Raw genomic sequence first — 15,503 nt, forward strand, 5'->3', positions numbered from 1 at the left:
GTCAGCGGCTCAGCCGGTGGAAGCGCCGGACCGCGAGCGGCAGGAAGATCGCGGTCAGCACCAGCGGCCAGACGACGGCCATCAGCACCGCGTTCTCCTGGACCCAGCTGCCGTCGCTGGCGACCGGGTTGCCGAACAGCTCACGGGTGGCCGCCGCCGTGGAGGAGAGCGGGTTCCAGGCCGCGACCACGCCCAGCCAGTCGGGCATGGTGGACGGCGGGACGAAGATGCTGGAGATCATCGTCATGGGGAAGACGATGGCGTACAGACCGCCCGCCGCCTCCGGGCTGGGGATCAGCAGGCCGAGCCAGACGCCGAGCCAGATCAGCGAGAAGCGGAGCAGCACCAGCAGCGCGAAGGCGGAGAGGGTGGCGAGGAAGCCGCCGTCGGAGCGCCAGCCGGTGGCGACCGCCGTCGCGGCGAGGATGGCCAGCTCGGCGACGGCCGCCAGGATGTCATTGCCGCCGCGCCCGGCGACCACGGCGGAGGGGGCCATGGGCATCGAGCGGAAGCGGTCGATGACGCCCTGGGTGGCGTCGTGGACGACGACGGTCGCCGTGTTCATGAAGCCGATGGCCATCGTCATCGCGAACATGCCGGGCATCAGATAGTCGCGGTAGTCGCCGCCGGGCGACTTCATCGCGCCGCCGAAGACATAGGCGTACAGCAGCACCGAGAGGATCGGGAAGCCGAGCTGCCAGACGATGATGATGGGCTGGCGCTTGTAGTGGATGAGCCCTCGGCGCACCACGGTCCAGCTGTCCATCACCGCCCAGTACAGCCGGCGCTGGTCGGGGTCGCCGACGGTCAGATCGACCTTGCCGGCGCGGTCGGGCCCACCCGGGGCGACGGGCGCGGTGCGTTCCAGGACCTCGCTCATGCGGCGGCCTCCTCCTTGGTCTCGGTCTCCGTGCGGTGGCCGGTCAGCCGGAGGAAGACATCGTCCAGGCTGGGCCTGCGCAGTCCGATGTCCTCCACGCCTATGCCCTCGTCCTGGAGGGTGCGCGCCACCTCGGTGAGGGCCGCGACACGGTCGTGGACGGGCGCGTGGATCCGGCGCTCGTTGCGGTCGGTCTCGGGGGCGGACTCGGCGACCCGGGCGACCACGGCGTGGGCGCGGTCGAAGTCGGCGACATCGCTCACGACGACCTCGACCCGGTCGCCGCCGACGCGGTTCTTCAGCCCGTCGGGGGTGTCGTCGGCGATGGACTGCCCCTGGTCGATGACGGTGATCCGGGAGGCGAGCTGGTCGGCCTCCTCCAGATACTGGGTGGTCAGCAGTACGGTCGTGCCGCCGGCCACCAGTGCGCGGACCGCGTCCCACACCTCGCCCCGGCCGCGCGGGTCGAGCCCGGTGGTCGGCTCGTCGAGGAAGAGCACATCGGGGGCGAGGATCATCGAGGAGGCGAGGTCGAGCCGCCGCCGCATGCCACCGCTGTAGCTCCCCGCGCCCTTGTCGGCGGCGTCCACCAGGTCGAACTGCTCCAGCAGCTCGACGGCGCGCAGCCGGGCCCGGCGGGCGCCGAGGTGGAAGAGCCGGCCGAACATCTCCAGGTTCTGGCGTCCGGTCATCACCTCGTCCACGGCGGCGTACTGGCCGGTGAGGCCGATCCTGCTCCGTACGCGGCGGGGCTCGCGCCGTACGTCGAGGCCCGCGACCCGGGCGCTGCCCCCGTCGAACCTGAGGAGGGTGGCCAGCACGCGCACGGCGGTGGTCTTGCCCGCGCCGTTGGGCCCGAGGAGGCCGTGCACGGTGCCCCGGCGCACGGCGAGGTCGAAGCCGTCCAGGGCGCGCTTCTCGCCGTACCGCTTCTCCAGCGCCTCGGCGTGTACGGCGTAGTCGTTCACAGATCCTCCAGGGCGTACGGGTGGTCTCGCGGGCCAGCGCAACTCGACTGCGTACGCTGTACCCTGATGAGAGTACACCGTACCCAGTTCTTGTTCCAGCGCGTTCGGGAACGCCACATAAGGTGAGGTCATGACGACCGAAACGAGCGGCAGCGGCGATGTCACCCGCAGCCTGGAGCTGCTGTGGGGCACCGCCGAACGCCCCAGCCGGGGCCCCAAGCCCGGCCTGACCCTCGACCGGATCGTGGTCGCCGCCGTCGAGATCGCCGACGCGGAGGGTCTCGGCGCGGTCTCCATGCGGCGCATCGCCACCGAGCTGGGCACCGGCGCGATGAGTCTGTACCGCTATGTCCCCGGCAAGGCCGAGCTGCTCGATCTGATGCTGGACCGGGTCAGCGACCCCGAGTCCTGGGAGCCGCCGGCCCCCGGGGAGCGTCCCGACTGGCGGGCCGAGGCGGAGGCCATGGCCCGGGGGTATCTCGCCCTCTACCGGGCGCACCCCTGGCTGCTCAAGGTCAACCAGGCGCGGACGGTGCTGGGGCCCAGCGCGCTCAAGGGGCTGGAGGCCGCGCTGACCGGGCTGCGGGGGATGGGGCTCACCGACCCCGAGCTGATCTCGGTGATCATCGCGACGCAGAGCTTCGTGAGCGGGATCGCCCGGGTGGAGACGGAGGCCGCCGAGGCGGCGGAGGCCACCGGGCAGAGCAATGAGGAGTTCTGGGACCGCCAGAAGCCGTTCCTGGAGCGGGCGATGGTCAGCGGGGAGTACCCGCTGGTGGCCTCGTTGCGGGAGGACGCCTTCAGCGACGAGTTCGACCACTTCGAGTTCGGGCTGAAGCGGCTGCTGGACGGGTTCTCCGTGCTGGTGCGCGAACGCGCCGAGGAGACCCGGGGCGGGGGGAAGGCGGTCAGCTCCGGCGGGTCAGCCGCTTGAAGCCGAGGAACAGGGCGACCGCGCCCGCAAGGGCGAGCACCCCGTACGCCGTCTTCCGGTCGCCGCCCTCCTCCTCGTCCTGCGCGCCGCCGGCCGAGCCGGCCGCCCTGGCGGGTGAGTCGCCGCCTCCGCCGCCGCTCTTCTTCACCTCGACCCGCTCCACCGCGCTGCCCACGCCCTCCGAGCCGAACATCAGCGCGTCGCCGTCGGCCGTGTAGGTCACCGACTCGGACTGCCGCTGGATGGGGGCCCGCACCCGGTGGTCGGGCCCGAGCCGGCCCTTCTCCCACGCGTAGCCGCGCGCGCTGAAGTACGAGCGGAGCACCAGCTCCTTCCCGTCGGGCGAGAAGGCCCCGTCGGTCACCCACGGCACCTCCCCGATCCGCCGGAAGGTGTTCGTCCCCGAGGCGGTGAGCCGGGCCGGCCCCTCGTACAGATGGCCGCCGTCCTCGTTCTTGGACGCGATGTAGGCCCGCCCGGTCCCGGGATGCACCATCATCGCCTCGGCGTTGCGCGGCCCGTCCTCGTACTTCACCGTGTACTGCGTCGCCCGGACGGTCAGGTCCCCGAGGCTCTTCGGCTCCGGGAAGGCGTAGATCCAGACGTGCTGCCAGGAGCCGTCGAGGTTGTCGCCGATGTCGCCCACGTACACCCGGCCGTCGGGGCCGACCGAGATCGCCTCCATGTCCCGGGGCTTGCCGACGCCGGTCAGGGTGACGGTGGCGACCGTACGGCCGGTGCGGGAGTCGACCGCGAAGACCCTCGGCTCGTCCTGGTCGTTGTGCGTCCAGTACACCCCCGGGTGGGCCCGGCTGGCGGCCAGACCGCTGGACTCCGTGATCCGGGAGTCCTCGACGGTGAAGCCGGGGTCGCCCGCGGCCCTCCCGGCCGCGGCCGACGCGGGTGCGGCGGCGAGCGCGAGCAGAAGGGCCGCGGCGGCCGAGGCGGAGGCGGTGACGCACATGAGCGAACGCATGGCCCCAGCCTGCCATCCGGCGCGCTCCCGCACCGCTCCCGTACCGCTCCCGTACCGATCGCGGCCGGGCCCGTGGCCCGGTCCGTGGCCGGTCTCACAGCGCGGCGGCGGACGGTGATCGGCGATGATGACCCCCATGCGCTTTCTCTTCGTCGGCGACAGCATGACCGTCGGGCGCGCCGGCGACTACACCTGGCGCTACCGGATGTGGCGGCACCTCGACGGCTGCCCCGACGGCCCGCACGAGATCGTCGGCCCCCGCTCGGAGCTGTACGACGCCGGGACGGACACCGCCGTCTCCACCGAGTACGCGGCCCCCTTCCCGGCGGCGGCCCGCCGCCATCTCGCGGGCTGGGGCGAGGGCTGGTTCCACATGGCCCCGCTGATCGGTCCGGTGGTCGCGGAGCACCGGCCGGACGTGCTGCTGGTGTCGCTGGGCCTGATAGACCTCGGCTTCTACACCGACAGCGGCCAGACCGCGGGCAATGTCCGCGCCTTCGTCGCCGCCGCCCGCGCCGCCGCCCCGGGGCTGCGGATGGTCCTGCTGCCGGTCATCCCGAACGTCCGGGCCCGTGACGACGCGCCGTTCGCGGCGGAGTGCGAGCGTTTCAACACGGCGCTGGCGAAGGAGGTGGCGGAGCTGGACACCGCGGCCTCGCCGATCCTGCTGGCCTCGCCCCCCGAGGAGTACGCGATCGACACGGACACCTACGACGGCACCCACCCCGGCCCCTCGGGCGAACACAAGCTGGCGGCGGCGTTCGCGACCGCGATGCACCAGGCGTGGGGGCTCGGCGGGCCCTACCGGGCGGCCGGCCCGGCCGCCCCGGCCGGCCCCGGAACGGGCTGAAGCTTCCCCTCCGGAAAGGGAACGCGCGGGGCCCCTTTCAACTCCTTCTGTGCGCCAAGGACGTTGAGCGGAGCCGCATCGGCGGCCCATCAGTCTGGGGGACACACATGAGCAACACACGCCGGACCTTTCTGACCGTCGGAGCCACGACCGCCGCCGCACTGGGCGCGGGGGCGGTGACGGCGGTCTCCGCGAACGCGGCGGAGGTCCCGCGCACCCGTCCCGAGCCGGTCTACGAGACGCCGCTGGGCATCGCGATGGAGGGATACCCCAGCGCGCACCCGGTGCGTTTCCTGCGGCTGGTCAACCAGGGCGAGACGGTCAACATGGCCTATCTCGACATCGCCCCGGCCCCCCACTCCCCCCAGGGCGTCTCCGGCCGGACCGTGCTGCTGCTGCACGGCAAGAACTTCGACGGCGGGGCCTGGGAGCCCACCGCGCGCGCCCTCGCCGCCGCCGGGCACCGGGTCGTGGTCCCCGACCAGATCGGCTTCGGCCGCTCCTCGAAGCCCGCCCTGGAGTACAGCTTCGAGCTGCTGGCCCGGAACACCGTCGCCCTCCTGGACCAGTTGGAGGTGGCCCGCGCCGATGTGATCGGGCACTCCATGGGCGGCATGCTCGGCGTACGGTTCGCACTGGAGCACCCGGACCGCACCGGGCGGCTGGTGCTGGCCAACCCGGTGGGCCTGGAGGACTACCGCGAGCTGGTGCCCGCGCTGAGCACGGAACGGCTCTTCGCCGACGAGCTGGCCAACACCGGCCTGGAGGGCATCCGGGCCTTCTACCGCGCCTATGTGGTGCAGTGGCGGCGGGCGTACGAGCGCAATGTCGAGCTGCGGTACCGCGTCACCCTCGGCGGCGAGTACCCGCGCTGGGCGCTGGCCTCGGCCCGTACGTACCAAATGGCCTACCACCAGCCGGTGCTGGCGGACCTGCCGAGGCTGCGGCTGCCGGTGCTGCTGGTGATCGGGCAGAAGGACCGGGCGGCGATCGGCAAGTCGTACGCCACCCCCGAGAACCGGGCGAAGCTCGGCGACTTCCCGGTGCTGGGGCGGCGCGCCGCCGCCGCGATACCGGGCGCGCGGCTGGTGGAGCTGGCGGACGTCGGGCATCTGCCGCAGCTGGAGGCGCGGGAGCGGTTCGAGCGCGAGGTGCTGGCCTTCCTCCGCGACTGACGGACGGCGCGCGCGAGGGGCGGGCCGGGGGTTTCCCCTCCCCCGGCCCGCCCCTCGGCGCGCTCCTCGGCGCGCTCCTCGTGAAGGAGCGCCGTACTACCGCGCTTCCGGCGGCGGCGCGTAGGTCACCTTCTCCAGGTGGTAGTAGTCCGCCACGCACTGCGCGGGCCACTTCAGCTTCCCCTGGCGGCCGAACGGCTCCTTCATCCGCGCCACCCCGGTCGGGGTGTACGGCATGACCTTCTCGCCGCGCGCCGAGGCCGCCTTCAGCGAGGCGTCCTGGCGGTCCCAGCGCTCGGCCCTGACCTCCATCCGGTCGCCGAGACCGGCGAGCGGGGCCATCAGCCCCACCACGGTCAGGGCGCAGAGCAGCGCCCCGCCCGCGGCGGCGAAGGCGGTCACCGGGCCCCGGTCGCGGAGCCGGCGGCCCAGCACCGCGCCGGCGGCGACCAGGAGCAGGACGTACATCAGCAGATAGTCGTTCCAGGTGCGCTCGGTGGTCACCACCCGGTCGCCGAAGACGGGGTAGGTGATGACCGTGCAGAGATAGCCGGCGATCAGGAACGCCGCCGCCCCGAGCCCCAGCAGCGGCAGTTCCCGCGCGGGCGCGAAGAGGGAGCGCGCCCGCCCCGCACCCTCCCGTGCGAGCAGGCCGAGCAGCACCCCCGCGGCCACCGCGCCCAGATACTGCCAGGTGCCGAACACCGTGCCGAGGATCTCCACGTACCCGCGCAGCGAGCCCCACAGCGACTCCGGCGCGAGCATCGAGACACTCTCCGCGTCGAAGCGGTCGCGGCGGTTGCGCGAGCCCGGCGAGGTGACCAGCAGCAGGGTGCCCACCGCGATGCCCGCCATGCCCGCGAGCGACCAGATCCGGACCGCCTTGACGATCCGCTCGGCGAAGATCATCGGGGCGAAGAGGACCGTCGTGCCGAGGACCACCAGCGAGACGACGGACGCCTCCTCCGAGAGCGTCCCCATGAAGACCCCGGCCCCGGCCGCCACGGCGAGCGCCGCGATCCGGGCCCGCCGGCCGCGCGCCCGCAGCAGCGGGATCGCCACCGCGGCGCAGAGCACCGGGGCGAGCGTGTGCGAGACGGAGGCCGCCGGCCAGTAGAAGGTCTTGTACGTGTTGGTCGTGGCGAACAGGAAGACCGCCGTGACCATCCCGGCCACCAGCAGCGGCACCCCGCGCGGCGCACGGGTGCCGCTCGCGCGCAGCAGCGCGACCGTCAGCGCCCACAGCAGCGCCAGCATCAGCACCCCGCTGACCGGGCCGTACCACTGGTGCCCGGCCACCGGGAACTTCGCGTACGCGCCGACGAGCACGCCGTTGCCCAGCCGCCCGTTGTCCAGCGAGTAGAACTTGTCGACCAGCCCCCAGATCCCGTCGTCGCGGACGACCGGGATGAAGCACCACTCGTCCGCGCTGGGCCGCACATGGCGGCCGTAGAAGGACGCCTGGAGCAGCAGCGCCAGCGGCAGCAGGGAGAGACCGAGCGGCCCGTACACCCGCCATCGGGACGGGGGCCGCGAGCCGTCCGGGGCCGCCGTGCCGCGGCGGGCGGACGAGGAGGCGGACGAGGTGGTCGGTGTGTCGACCGGCATGTTCACAGCCGCCCTTCGCCGAGGCGCGCCGAGACGGCGAGCGCGGCGGCCGGCAGCGGGCCCGGCGGCTCGGAGCCGTCGGTCTCCCGGACGACGTAGTGCGGCCGGCGCTTGGACTCGTGGTAGATCCGGCCCACGTACTCGCCGATGACGCCCATGGTGGCGATCTGCACCCCGCTCATGCCGACGATGACCGCGATCAGCGTCGCGTAGCCGGGGGTCTCGACGCCGTCGACGACGACATTCGCCACGATCCACGCGGCGTACAGCAGCGCGGAGAGAAAGAGCCACAGCCCGGCGTGGATCGCCATCCGCAGCGGCCGGCTGTTGAAGGAGAGCAGCCCGTCGATGCCGTAGTTGAGCAGCCTCCGGCCGCCCCACTTGGACTGACCGGCCGCCCGCTCCACATTCTCGTAGGTGAAGCTGACGGTGTCGAAGCCGATCCAGGAGAAGAGCCCCTTGGAGAAGCGATTGCTCTCCGGCAGCGACAGCAGCGCGTTGACCGCCCGCCGCGACAGCAGCCGGAAGTCACCCGCGCCGTCGACGACCTCGACCTCCATGAACCGGCGCACCAGCCGGTAGTACGCCTGGCTGAGCCGGGTCCGCACCACTCCCTCGCCGGTGCGGTCGCGCTGGGCGACGACCTGGTCGTAGCCGTGCCCGCGCAGTTCCAGCATCCGGGGGATCAGGCTCGGCGGATGCTGGAGGTCGGCGTCCATCAGGACGACCGCCTTCCCCCGGGTCATCCGCAGACCGGCCAGCATCGCCGATTCCTTGCCGAAATTCCGGCTGAAAGAGGTATAGCGGGTACGCCGATCGGCGGCGGCGAGCTGCTGCAAGTGGGCGCGGGTGTGGTCACTGCTCCCGTCGTCCACGTAACACAATTCAAAACTCTTCCCCGTCGACTCAAGAACCCCGATCAGAGTCGCGTGGAAAGTCTCGATCACCTCGCTCTCGTTGAAGCACGGTACGACAATCGAAATCTCTGGCATCTGCTTTCCTAGCTCAGGGCCAACCGCTTCCGGACAGGTCCGGATTCATCGCTCGATGTGACGTGAGCTACATAGTGCGCAGGCAACCCGGCGTGAGCCGGTAATTCTGCGCCCCCGTGGCGCGGCTTTCCCTGGGTCATGGCGTCCTGCCCTCTGCGTCAACTACCGCCACATCCGTGCGGGCCTCGCTGTAGAGGACGTCGCCTTTGTCGATTCGGTGGCCTGTCTCGTTCATTTCATTGGGCGTGCCGGGGCTCTGCTCACGCACGGCCACGGTCCGGCTGCCCAGATAGCGGTAGTCCTCGGGGTCGATGAGGAGTTCGGTACGGAGGTCCGCCGCGGTCTTGGCGGCTTCGGCCGCCGCCCGGACGGTGATGGCGATGGCCTCGCGGCCCGCGGCGTCGCGCACCAGCTGTTCGCCGACGTCGATGCCCGGGATCGCGGCCATCGCCCGGTAGATCTTGGCGAGCGACTTGGAGGAGAGCGGATAGGACTCGGCCATCACCCGCAGCGCCCGGAAGCTGTGCTCGGGCACCGGCTCGGGATCCGCTTCCCCGCCGTCGCCCGTCGGATAGAGCCGCCGCGCCTCGATCAGCGCCTTCGCCGGGTCGTCGGGCAGCGCCTCGGCGATCCGGTAGATCTCGCGGGCCGAGCGGTCGTCGTCCGAACGGTCCCGTTCGGCGGCGGGGTTGGCGTAGGGGGTCCAGTCCTCGGGGTCGTGGTCGACACTCACGGAGACGTCCGACCGGGCGTCCTTCTGGTCCGGCCGGTCGACCACCCTCTTGGAGTAGATCCACTGATCGGGGGCCGGCTCGGGGACCGACGGCTGCTCCTCGACCGCGCCGGCGGCCCGCTGGAGCACCTCGACCGGGTTCTCCAGGCTCCGCGAGGCAAGCTGGTCCATGGACAGGTCCGGAGCCGGGTCGGCCCCGATATGGGTCGCGAGCAGGGCGGCGGCGGTGATGGCCACGGCCGCGCCGAGCGAGGCGATCCGCCAGTCGGAGGCGAGCGCGCGCGCCCGGCCGCTGGTCCGCCACGAGGCCGCGAGCCGGTCCGCGAGGCCGGGGCGACCGCCCTCGGCGATGCCTTCGAGGAGCCGGCGGCGGCCGGCCGCGAGGACGGCGCGGTCGGGAGCCGGGGTCTGCGCGCGCAGTTCGCGCAGGCGGGTCATTTCGTCCATGACGTGGTCAGCTCCGTGGCATCGGGGGTGAACGCGGGGTCGGCGATCAGGGCCTCGCGCACCTTGCGACGGGCGCGGTTGAGCCGGGATCTGACGGTGCCGAGAGGGATGCCGAGAGCCTCGGCCACCTCCTGGTAGCCGAGATCGGCCCAGGCGATGAGCAGCAGTACGTGCCGGTCCCCGGGCGACAGCGCCGCGAGCGCGCCGGCGAGCGGGGCCTGAGCCGCCAGCCGGTCGTCGGAACGGTCGCTCCACGGGGCGGCCAGCGGGTCCTCCCCGCTGCGGGCCATCGCCCGCAGCGCCCGTTCCTCGCTGCGCCGGTGGCCCCCGATGAGCTTCGCGGCGATTCCGTAGAGCCAGGGGCGGGCGCTGCCCCGGCTGGTGTCGTACCGCCGGCGGCCCCGGAAGGCGATGAGGAAGGTCTCCGCCATGATGTCCTCGGCGGCCCCCTCCCCGAGGCGGCGCGCCGCGTAGCGGTGGATGTCGGACGCGTGCCGGTCGTAGAGCATGGCGAAGACGTCGGGACGCGCCAGGGATTGGGCGATCACCTCGGCGTCGTCGGGGGCGGCCGGCGGTCCGGTCACATCAGCTCCACGGGTCAAGCGGTCAGGCCTGTCATCTGTCTGTTGTCCGCAGGGGCCCGGATGGTTCACGGAACCGAAACTTACCTTGGGTAAGGGGCTGTCCCCGAGTAAGCTGAGGCCATGTCAGAGAATCCGCGAGGGTCCGGTGAGTCGGGTGCGCCCGGTGTGCCGGGTGCGCCCGGCGCGCTGAGCGACGCGTTCACCGCCGACTGTCCGGCGCGCGATGTGCTGAACCATGTGGGCAGCCGGTGGGGGGTCCTCATCCTGGCCGCGCTGGGCGAGGGGCCGATGCGGTTCCATGTGCTGCGCGACCGCGTCGGCGGCATCAGCGAGAAGATGCTGTCCCAGAATCTGCGCGCCCTCACGCGCGACGGCCTGACCTCCCGCACGGTCGAGCCCGCCTCGCCGCCCCGGGTGACGTACGCGCTGACCCCGCTGGGGCACGAACTGTCCTCGCTCTTCAGCGGGCTGGTCGACTGGATCACCCTGCGCGTCGACGACGTACTGGCGGCGCGCGAGGCGCACGACGGCGGGCACTGACCGCGCACGGGCCGACCGCGCACGGGCGGCGGGCATGACGCCGCTCACACTCGCCACCGGGCCCGGGGTCGGGGACTGCGCGCCTCCCCCGGGGTGCGGAGCCCACCCCCGGGTAATTACTTACCAAAAGTAAGCTCAATACCTACGGTGAGCCAGGTCGGGTCGCACGGACCCGGAAAGGGGACCTGGTGAACACCCAGCCGAAACCGGAATCGAAACCGGAGCCGAAACCGCGGAACGACACCCCGCGCGCGGGCGTCCGCGAGTGGGTGGGACTGGCGGCGCTCGCCCTGCCCGCGATGCTCGTGATCATGGATACGAGCGTGCTCCATCTGGCGCTGCCGGCCCTGAGCGAGGATCTCGCCCCCACCGGATCCCAACTGCTCTGGATCACCGACTCCTACGGCTTCGTCATCGCCGGCGCGATGATCACCATGGGCACACTCGGCGACCGCGTCGGCCGGCGGCGGATCCTGCTGATCGGAGCCGCCGCCTTCGGCCTCGCCTCCGTACTCGCCGCCCGCGCCCTGCTGGGCCTCGCCGGGGCGGCGCTCGGCACGCTCTTCGTCCGCCGCCAGCTGCGGCCGGCCAGTCCGCTGCTCGACATGAGGCTCTTCGCCGACCGGGGCTTCAGCGTCTCCCTCGGCACCCTGACGCTGACCGTCGTCTTCATGCTGGGCGGCCAGTTCCTCATCTCCCAGTACCTCCAGATGGTGGTCGGGCTCGACCCCCTGGAGTCCGCGTTCTGGAGCCTCCCGACGGTCCTGGGCGGCACCCTCGCCATGTTCGCCGCCCAGGCCCCGCGGCCGCAGGCAGCCAACTCCTGTCCACCGCCCGCGACGCCTTCGCCGACGGGCTGGCCCTGATCGCCCTCTGCTCCTCCTTCGCCCTGGCGGCACTGGCGGTGACGGCGACTCTGCTGCTGCGGGAGCGGGCGAACCCTGCGGAGTGACGGGGCGAGTCGAACAAGTTTCTCCAGAGCGTGACTATGTCCTTGTGCGATCGTTGTACGAGACGCCTGCCCGCCCGACGCGGCAGCGGGGAGAAGCGCCACCGTGACTGTTCTGATCGACAGGATCCAGATGGCCGACAGCGACGACATGCAGCCCTTGGACAGGATGTTCGAGGCGCTGGAGCGGATGCCCGTCCCCGAGGGATACCGGGTCGAGGTCGTCGAGGGAGTCGTCTGCATCTCGCCGCAACGGGACACGCACTGGGAGATCATCCGTCGGATCGTCCGGGCTCTTGAGGACAGATTCGGCATGGGAGTGCGAGTCCTGTCCGATGTTCGCATCGACTTCCCGGGCGGCCTGAACGGCTTCTGCCCCGACGTGGCCAAGCTCGCCGGCGATGCCGAGAAGGACGACCACGGCCAGTGGCGGCACAAGGACATCGAGTTCGTCGCCGAGGTGATCTCCGAAGGCACGGCCGCCAACGACTACGGGCCCAAGAAAGAGGCGTACGCCACCGCCGAGGTCCCCGTCTATCTGATCGCCGATCCGTACACCGGCAAGTGCCACGTCTATACCCAGCCCAAGGAGAACGGCTACCTCAGCGAGCTGACCATCGCCTTCGGCCAGCCCGTCGACCTCACTCTCACCCCCGCCGGCCTCACCCTCGCCACCGACGAATTCCCGCGCGACTGACCGGAGTCCCGCCGGTGCGCCGCCCGGCGGCAATCCCCTTGCTTCGAGCGCGCTCCAAGGCGTTGGCTGGTGGACCATGAAGTACACACAGCTGGGACGCACCGGGCTCACGGTCGGCCGACTCGTCCTCGGGACGATGAACTTCGGGCCGCACACCACGGAGGCGGACAGCCACACCGTCATGGACACGGCGCTCGACGCCGGGATCAATTTCTTCGACACGGCCAATGTCTATGGCTGGGGCGAGAACAAGGGCGATACCGAGAAGATCATCGGCAGCTGGTTCGCCAAGGGCGGCGGCCGGCGGGACAAGGTCGTGCTCGGGACGAAGGTGTACGGCGACATGACGCCGGACAAGACGGCGTGGCCGAATCACGATCGGCTTTCCGCGCTCAATATCCGGCGGTCGGTCGAGGCCAGTCTGAAGCGGCTGGGAACCGATCACATCGACATCTACCAGTTCCATCACATCGACCGGAGGACCCCGGTCGAGGAGATCTGGCAGGCCGTCGACACCCTGATCGCCCAGGGCAAGATCCTTTACGCCGGATCGTCGAATTTCCCGGGCTGGAAAATCGCCCAGGCGAATGAGGCCGCCCGCAGGACCGGTGGATACGGGCTGGTCAGCGAGCAGTGTCTGTACAACCTCTTCGAGCGCCGCGCGGAGATGGAGGTCATCCCCGCCGCCCGGGAGTACGGACTCGGGGTCATCCCCTGGTCGCCGCTGCACGGCGGTCTGCTCGGCGGGGTGATCCGGAAGGAGGCGCAGGGCGGCCGGCGCGCCGCCGGGATGGCGGTGGAGAGGCTGGCCGACGCGGGCGTGCGGGAGCGGATCCAGGCGTATGAGGATCTGCTGGAGCGGCAGGGGCTCGCGCCCGGTGAGGTGGCGCTCGCCTGGCTGCTGAGCAGGCCGGAGGTGACCGCGCCGATCGTCGGGCCGCGGACCGTCGAGCAGCTGGCGGGGGCGGTGCGCGCGCTGGAGCTGGAGCTGGGCGAGGAGCTGCTGGCCGCGCTGGAGGAGATCTTCCCGGGGCCCGGACCCAGCCCGGAGGCCTTCGCCTGGTAGGCGCGCGGGGCGGTGGGCCGGGTGGGGAGGAGGTCCTCTACTGCCCGGCCACGGCCGCCACCGCGATAACCGCGAACATGAGTACGAGGACGCCCGCCATGATCTTGTTTCTGGTCTTGGAGTTCACCCTACGAGGTTAACCCGGCCCCTCGGGGGCCCCGTGCCCCAGGTGCCAGTCGGCGACCGTCGCGTAGCGGGGGCGGGCGCCGGGGACTCCCGGCTCGGGGTGGGTGCTGCGGACAAGTGCGAAGCGGGAGACCGGCCAGGGCGCGCCCTCGAAGTCGCTCAGCCCGTCGGCGTACGGCCCGAGGTCCGTCTCGGTGCGGCTGCGGGCGATCGTGAGGTGGGCGAGGTAGCGGCGGTGTTCGGTCATCGGGACGCCCGCCCGGCGGGCCGCCGCGTCCGCGCGTTCGGCCAGCAGTCGCAGCTCGGGGAGGGCCCCGGCAGCGCCCGCCCAGAGGGTGTGGCCGCCGAAGTGGCCGCCGCCGTGGATCCGGAGGGTGAAGGGCTCGGTGCGGTGGGCGGCGCGGGCGAGGCGGGCGGTCAGTTCGGGCAGCAGCCGTTCCTCGACCTCGCCCAGGAAGGCGAGGGTGTAGTGCCAGTCCTCCCGGCTGGTCCAGCGCAGACCGTCCGAGCCGGGCAGCGCCCGCAGCCGGCCGACGGCCGTGCCCAGCTCGGCGACCGCCCCGGCCGGGGGGAGTACAGCGGCGAAGAGTCTCATACGGGGAGTCTCGCCCGGCCGGGTCCCGCGCGTCAGGCGGCGGCCGTCAGACTCTTCTCGCGCTGTTTGGGGACGAAGGCGAGGTGCTTGTGGCCCCGGCGCAGATCCACCTTGAGCCGCAGCCCGCCGGACCTGGCGAGCAGGAGGCCGACGCCGAGCGCCGCCGCCAGCGATATCGCCCCGCCGAGGGCGAGGCCGACCCTGGGCCCGTACGCGTCCGTGATCCAGCCGAAGAGCGGTCCGCCCAGCGGCGTACCGCCGACGAACACCATCATGAACAGGCTCATCACCCGGCCCCTGACGGCCGGGTCGGTCGCCATCTGGATGCTGGAGTTGGCGGTGACATTGACGGTGAGGCCGAACATGCCGACCAGCACCATCAGCAGAGCGAAGATCCAGAACTCGGGGGCGAGGGCGGCCACGATCTCCAGCGCGCCGAAGAGGACCGCCGCGCCCACGAGTATGCGCAGCCGTGAGGTGGCGCGCCGGGCCGCGAGCAGCGCTCCGGCAAGGGAGCCGACGGCCATCAGGGTGTTGAGCAGGCCGTAGGTGCTCGCGCCGGAGTCGTAGACGTCGTGGACGAAGGCGGTGAGCCAGATCGGGAAGTTGAAGCCGAAGGTGCCGACAAAGCCGATGAGGACGATCGGCCAGATCAGCTCCGGGCGCGAGGAGACATAGCTCAGCCCTTCCCTGAGCTGGCCCTTGCCGCGCGGGGCGCGCTCGACCTTGTGCAGCTCGGCGGTGCGCATGAGCAGCAGTGAGGCGATGGGCGCGAGGAAGGAGAGCCCGTTGAAGAGGAAGGCGTATCCGCTGCCGACGGCGGTGATCAGCACACCGGCGACGGCCGGTCCGATCAGCCGGGCGGACTGGAAGTTCGCCGAGTTGAGGCTGACGGCGTTGCCGAGCTGGTCCGGGCCGACCATCTCGGCGACGAAGGTCTGCCGGGCGGGGTTGTCGACGACGGTGACGAGGCCGAGCAGGAAGGCCGTGAGGTAGACATGCCAGACCTGGACCTCGCCGGTGAGGGTGAGGACGGCGAGCGCGATGCCGGTCAGGGCCATCGCGGACTGGGTGGCCAGCAGCAGGGGCCGTTTGGGCAGCCGGTCGGCGAGCACTCCGCCGTACAGGCCGAAGAGCAGCATCGGGAGGAACTGGAGGGCGATCGTGATGCCGACGGCGGAGGCCGAGCCGGTCAGGGTCAGCACCAGCCAGTCCTGGGCGATCCGCTGCATCCAGGTGCCGGTGTTGGAGACCACTTGGCCGGTGGCGAAGAGCCGGTAGTTGCGGATCTTCAGTGAGCTGAACATGGATGTCGTCGTAGGGGCGGGTGCGGGTGCGGAGTCTGCTCCGGGTCCCGTACGCAAAAGTGTTCGCCTCCTCAAA

15 protein-coding genes and 1 pseudogene are annotated in these 15,503 nt (G+C 71.7%); 7 read left to right on the plus strand and 9 right to left on the minus strand.

Going from position 1 to position 15,503, the window contains the following annotated elements; all coding sequences use genetic code 11:
- Position 1: 1 nt before the first annotated feature.
- Positions 2-880, minus strand: coding sequence for an ABC transporter permease (locus ABD371_RS01960; RefSeq protein ID WP_381734315.1), 879 nt, complete (start codon positions 878-880; stop codon positions 2-4).
- Positions 877-1,848, minus strand: a complete 972-nt coding sequence (locus ABD371_RS01965) for an ATP-binding cassette domain-containing protein (RefSeq protein ID WP_344471914.1) — start codon at positions 1,846-1,848, stop codon at positions 877-879. Before ABD371_RS01965 ends, ABD371_RS01960 begins: the two co-directional genes overlap by 4 nt.
- Positions 1,849-1,978: 130 nt before the next feature.
- Between ABD371_RS01965 and ABD371_RS01970 the strand changes: the two genes are divergently transcribed.
- Positions 1,979-2,782 carry a TetR/AcrR family transcriptional regulator gene (locus ABD371_RS01970; RefSeq protein ID WP_344471915.1) on the plus strand — a complete coding sequence of 268 codons (804 nt, stop codon included), beginning with the start codon at positions 1,979-1,981 and terminating at the stop codon, positions 2,780-2,782.
- Here the strand turns inward: ABD371_RS01970 and ABD371_RS01975 are convergent.
- A complete protein-coding gene (locus ABD371_RS01975) occupies positions 2,757-3,758 on the minus strand; it encodes an SdiA-regulated/phytase-like domain-containing protein (RefSeq protein WP_344471916.1) in 1,002 nt (333 codons plus the stop codon). The genes ABD371_RS01970 and ABD371_RS01975 overlap by 26 nt on opposite strands.
- A 136-nt stretch (positions 3,759-3,894) precedes the next feature.
- Between ABD371_RS01975 and ABD371_RS01980 the strand changes: the two genes are divergently transcribed.
- Together ABD371_RS01980 and ABD371_RS01985 are read left to right on the plus strand one after the other, a co-directional pair.
- Positions 3,895-4,608 (plus strand): GDSL-type esterase/lipase family protein, encoded by a 714-nt coding sequence (locus ABD371_RS01980; protein WP_344471917.1) that lies wholly within the window; start codon positions 3,895-3,897, stop codon positions 4,606-4,608.
- 107 nt (positions 4,609-4,715) lie between these two features.
- Positions 4,716-5,783 (plus strand): alpha/beta fold hydrolase, encoded by a 1,068-nt coding sequence (locus tag ABD371_RS01985; RefSeq protein WP_344471918.1) that lies wholly within the window; start codon positions 4,716-4,718, stop codon positions 5,781-5,783.
- Positions 5,784-5,879: 96 nt separating this feature from the next.
- Here the strand turns inward: ABD371_RS01985 and ABD371_RS01990 are convergent, their stop codons facing one another.
- The 4 genes from ABD371_RS01990 to ABD371_RS02005 form a co-directional block, all read right to left on the minus strand.
- Complete coding sequence (locus tag ABD371_RS01990; protein WP_344471919.1) at positions 5,880-7,391, minus strand: DUF6056 family protein; 1,512 nt, start codon at positions 7,389-7,391, stop codon at positions 5,880-5,882.
- 2 nt (positions 7,392-7,393) lie between these two features.
- Entirely contained in the window at positions 7,394-8,383 is a 990-nt protein-coding gene (locus ABD371_RS01995) for a glycosyltransferase family 2 protein (RefSeq protein ID WP_344471920.1), read from the minus strand.
- A 136-nt stretch (positions 8,384-8,519) separates the two neighbouring features.
- Entirely contained in the window at positions 8,520-9,563 is a 1,044-nt protein-coding gene (locus tag ABD371_RS02000; protein WP_344471922.1) for a CU044_5270 family protein, read from the minus strand.
- Entirely contained in the window at positions 9,551-10,147 is a 597-nt protein-coding gene (locus tag ABD371_RS02005; protein WP_229869269.1) for an RNA polymerase sigma factor, read from the minus strand. The genes ABD371_RS02000 and ABD371_RS02005 overlap by 13 nt, the downstream gene beginning before the upstream one ends.
- A gap of 120 nt (positions 10,148-10,267) precedes the next feature.
- Between ABD371_RS02005 and ABD371_RS02010 the strand changes: the two genes are divergently transcribed.
- The 4 genes and pseudogenes from ABD371_RS02010 (at position 10,268) to ABD371_RS02025 (ending at position 13,399) form a co-directional block, all read left to right on the plus strand.
- Positions 10,268-10,687, plus strand: a complete 420-nt coding sequence (locus ABD371_RS02010; protein ID WP_344471927.1) for a winged helix-turn-helix transcriptional regulator — start codon at positions 10,268-10,270, stop codon at positions 10,685-10,687.
- A 188-nt stretch (positions 10,688-10,875) separates the two neighbouring features.
- Positions 10,876-11,241, plus strand: a pseudogene (locus ABD371_RS35815) (MFS transporter); the annotation flags it as partial.
- Positions 11,242-11,742: 501 nt separating this feature from the next.
- Positions 11,743-12,333: a Uma2 family endonuclease gene (locus ABD371_RS02020; RefSeq protein WP_344471931.1), complete on the plus strand. Its 591-nt coding sequence runs from the start codon at positions 11,743-11,745 to the stop codon at positions 12,331-12,333.
- Positions 12,334-12,409: 76 nt separating this feature from the next.
- A complete protein-coding gene (locus ABD371_RS02025) occupies positions 12,410-13,399 on the plus strand; it encodes an aldo/keto reductase (RefSeq protein WP_344471933.1) in 990 nt (329 codons plus the stop codon).
- 136 nt (positions 13,400-13,535) lie between these two features.
- Here the strand turns inward: ABD371_RS02025 and thpR are convergent, their stop codons facing one another.
- Together thpR and ABD371_RS02035 are read right to left on the minus strand one after the other, a co-directional pair.
- Positions 13,536-14,120 (minus strand): RNA 2',3'-cyclic phosphodiesterase, encoded by a 585-nt coding sequence (gene thpR / locus ABD371_RS02030; RefSeq protein WP_344471935.1) that lies wholly within the window; start codon positions 14,118-14,120, stop codon positions 13,536-13,538.
- 32 nt (positions 14,121-14,152) lie between these two features.
- Positions 14,153-15,484, minus strand: coding sequence for an MFS transporter (locus tag ABD371_RS02035; RefSeq protein WP_381734310.1), 1,332 nt, complete (start codon positions 15,482-15,484; stop codon positions 14,153-14,155).
- Positions 15,485-15,503 lie beyond the last annotated feature (19 nt).

Source organism: Streptomyces amakusaensis, assembly GCF_039532665.1.
Classification (GTDB): Bacteria; Actinomycetota; Actinomycetes; order Streptomycetales; family Streptomycetaceae; genus Streptomyces; species Streptomyces amakusaensis.

Excerpts from the sequence above, each read along its gene's own strand:
- ABD371_RS01995 (WP_344471920.1), bottom strand. The coding sequence starts at position 8,383 with ATGCCAGAGATTTCGATTGTCGTACCGTGCTTCAACGAGAGCGAGGTG.
- ABD371_RS02000 (WP_344471922.1), bottom strand. The coding sequence starts at position 9,563 with ATGGACGAAATGACCCGCCTGCGCGAACTGCGCGCGCAGACCCCGGCT.
- ABD371_RS01960 (WP_381734315.1), bottom strand. The coding sequence starts at position 880 with ATGAGCGAGGTCCTGGAACGCACCGCGCCCGTCGCCCCGGGTGGGCCC.
- ABD371_RS01980 (WP_344471917.1), top strand. The coding sequence starts at position 3,895 with ATGCGCTTTCTCTTCGTCGGCGACAGCATGACCGTCGGGCGCGCCGGC.
- ABD371_RS02025 (WP_344471933.1), top strand. The coding sequence starts at position 12,410 with ATGAAGTACACACAGCTGGGACGCACCGGGCTCACGGTCGGCCGACTC.
- ABD371_RS02010 (WP_344471927.1), top strand. The coding sequence starts at position 10,268 with ATGTCAGAGAATCCGCGAGGGTCCGGTGAGTCGGGTGCGCCCGGTGTG.
- ABD371_RS01975 (WP_344471916.1), bottom strand. The coding sequence starts at position 3,758 with ATGCGTTCGCTCATGTGCGTCACCGCCTCCGCCTCGGCCGCCGCGGCC.
- ABD371_RS01985 (WP_344471918.1), top strand. The coding sequence starts at position 4,716 with ATGAGCAACACACGCCGGACCTTTCTGACCGTCGGAGCCACGACCGCC.
- ABD371_RS01990 (WP_344471919.1), bottom strand. The coding sequence starts at position 7,391 with ATGCCGGTCGACACACCGACCACCTCGTCCGCCTCCTCGTCCGCCCGC.
- ABD371_RS01970 (WP_344471915.1), top strand. The coding sequence starts at position 1,979 with ATGACGACCGAAACGAGCGGCAGCGGCGATGTCACCCGCAGCCTGGAG.
- thpR (WP_344471935.1), bottom strand. The coding sequence starts at position 14,120 with ATGAGACTCTTCGCCGCTGTACTCCCCCCGGCCGGGGCGGTCGCCGAG.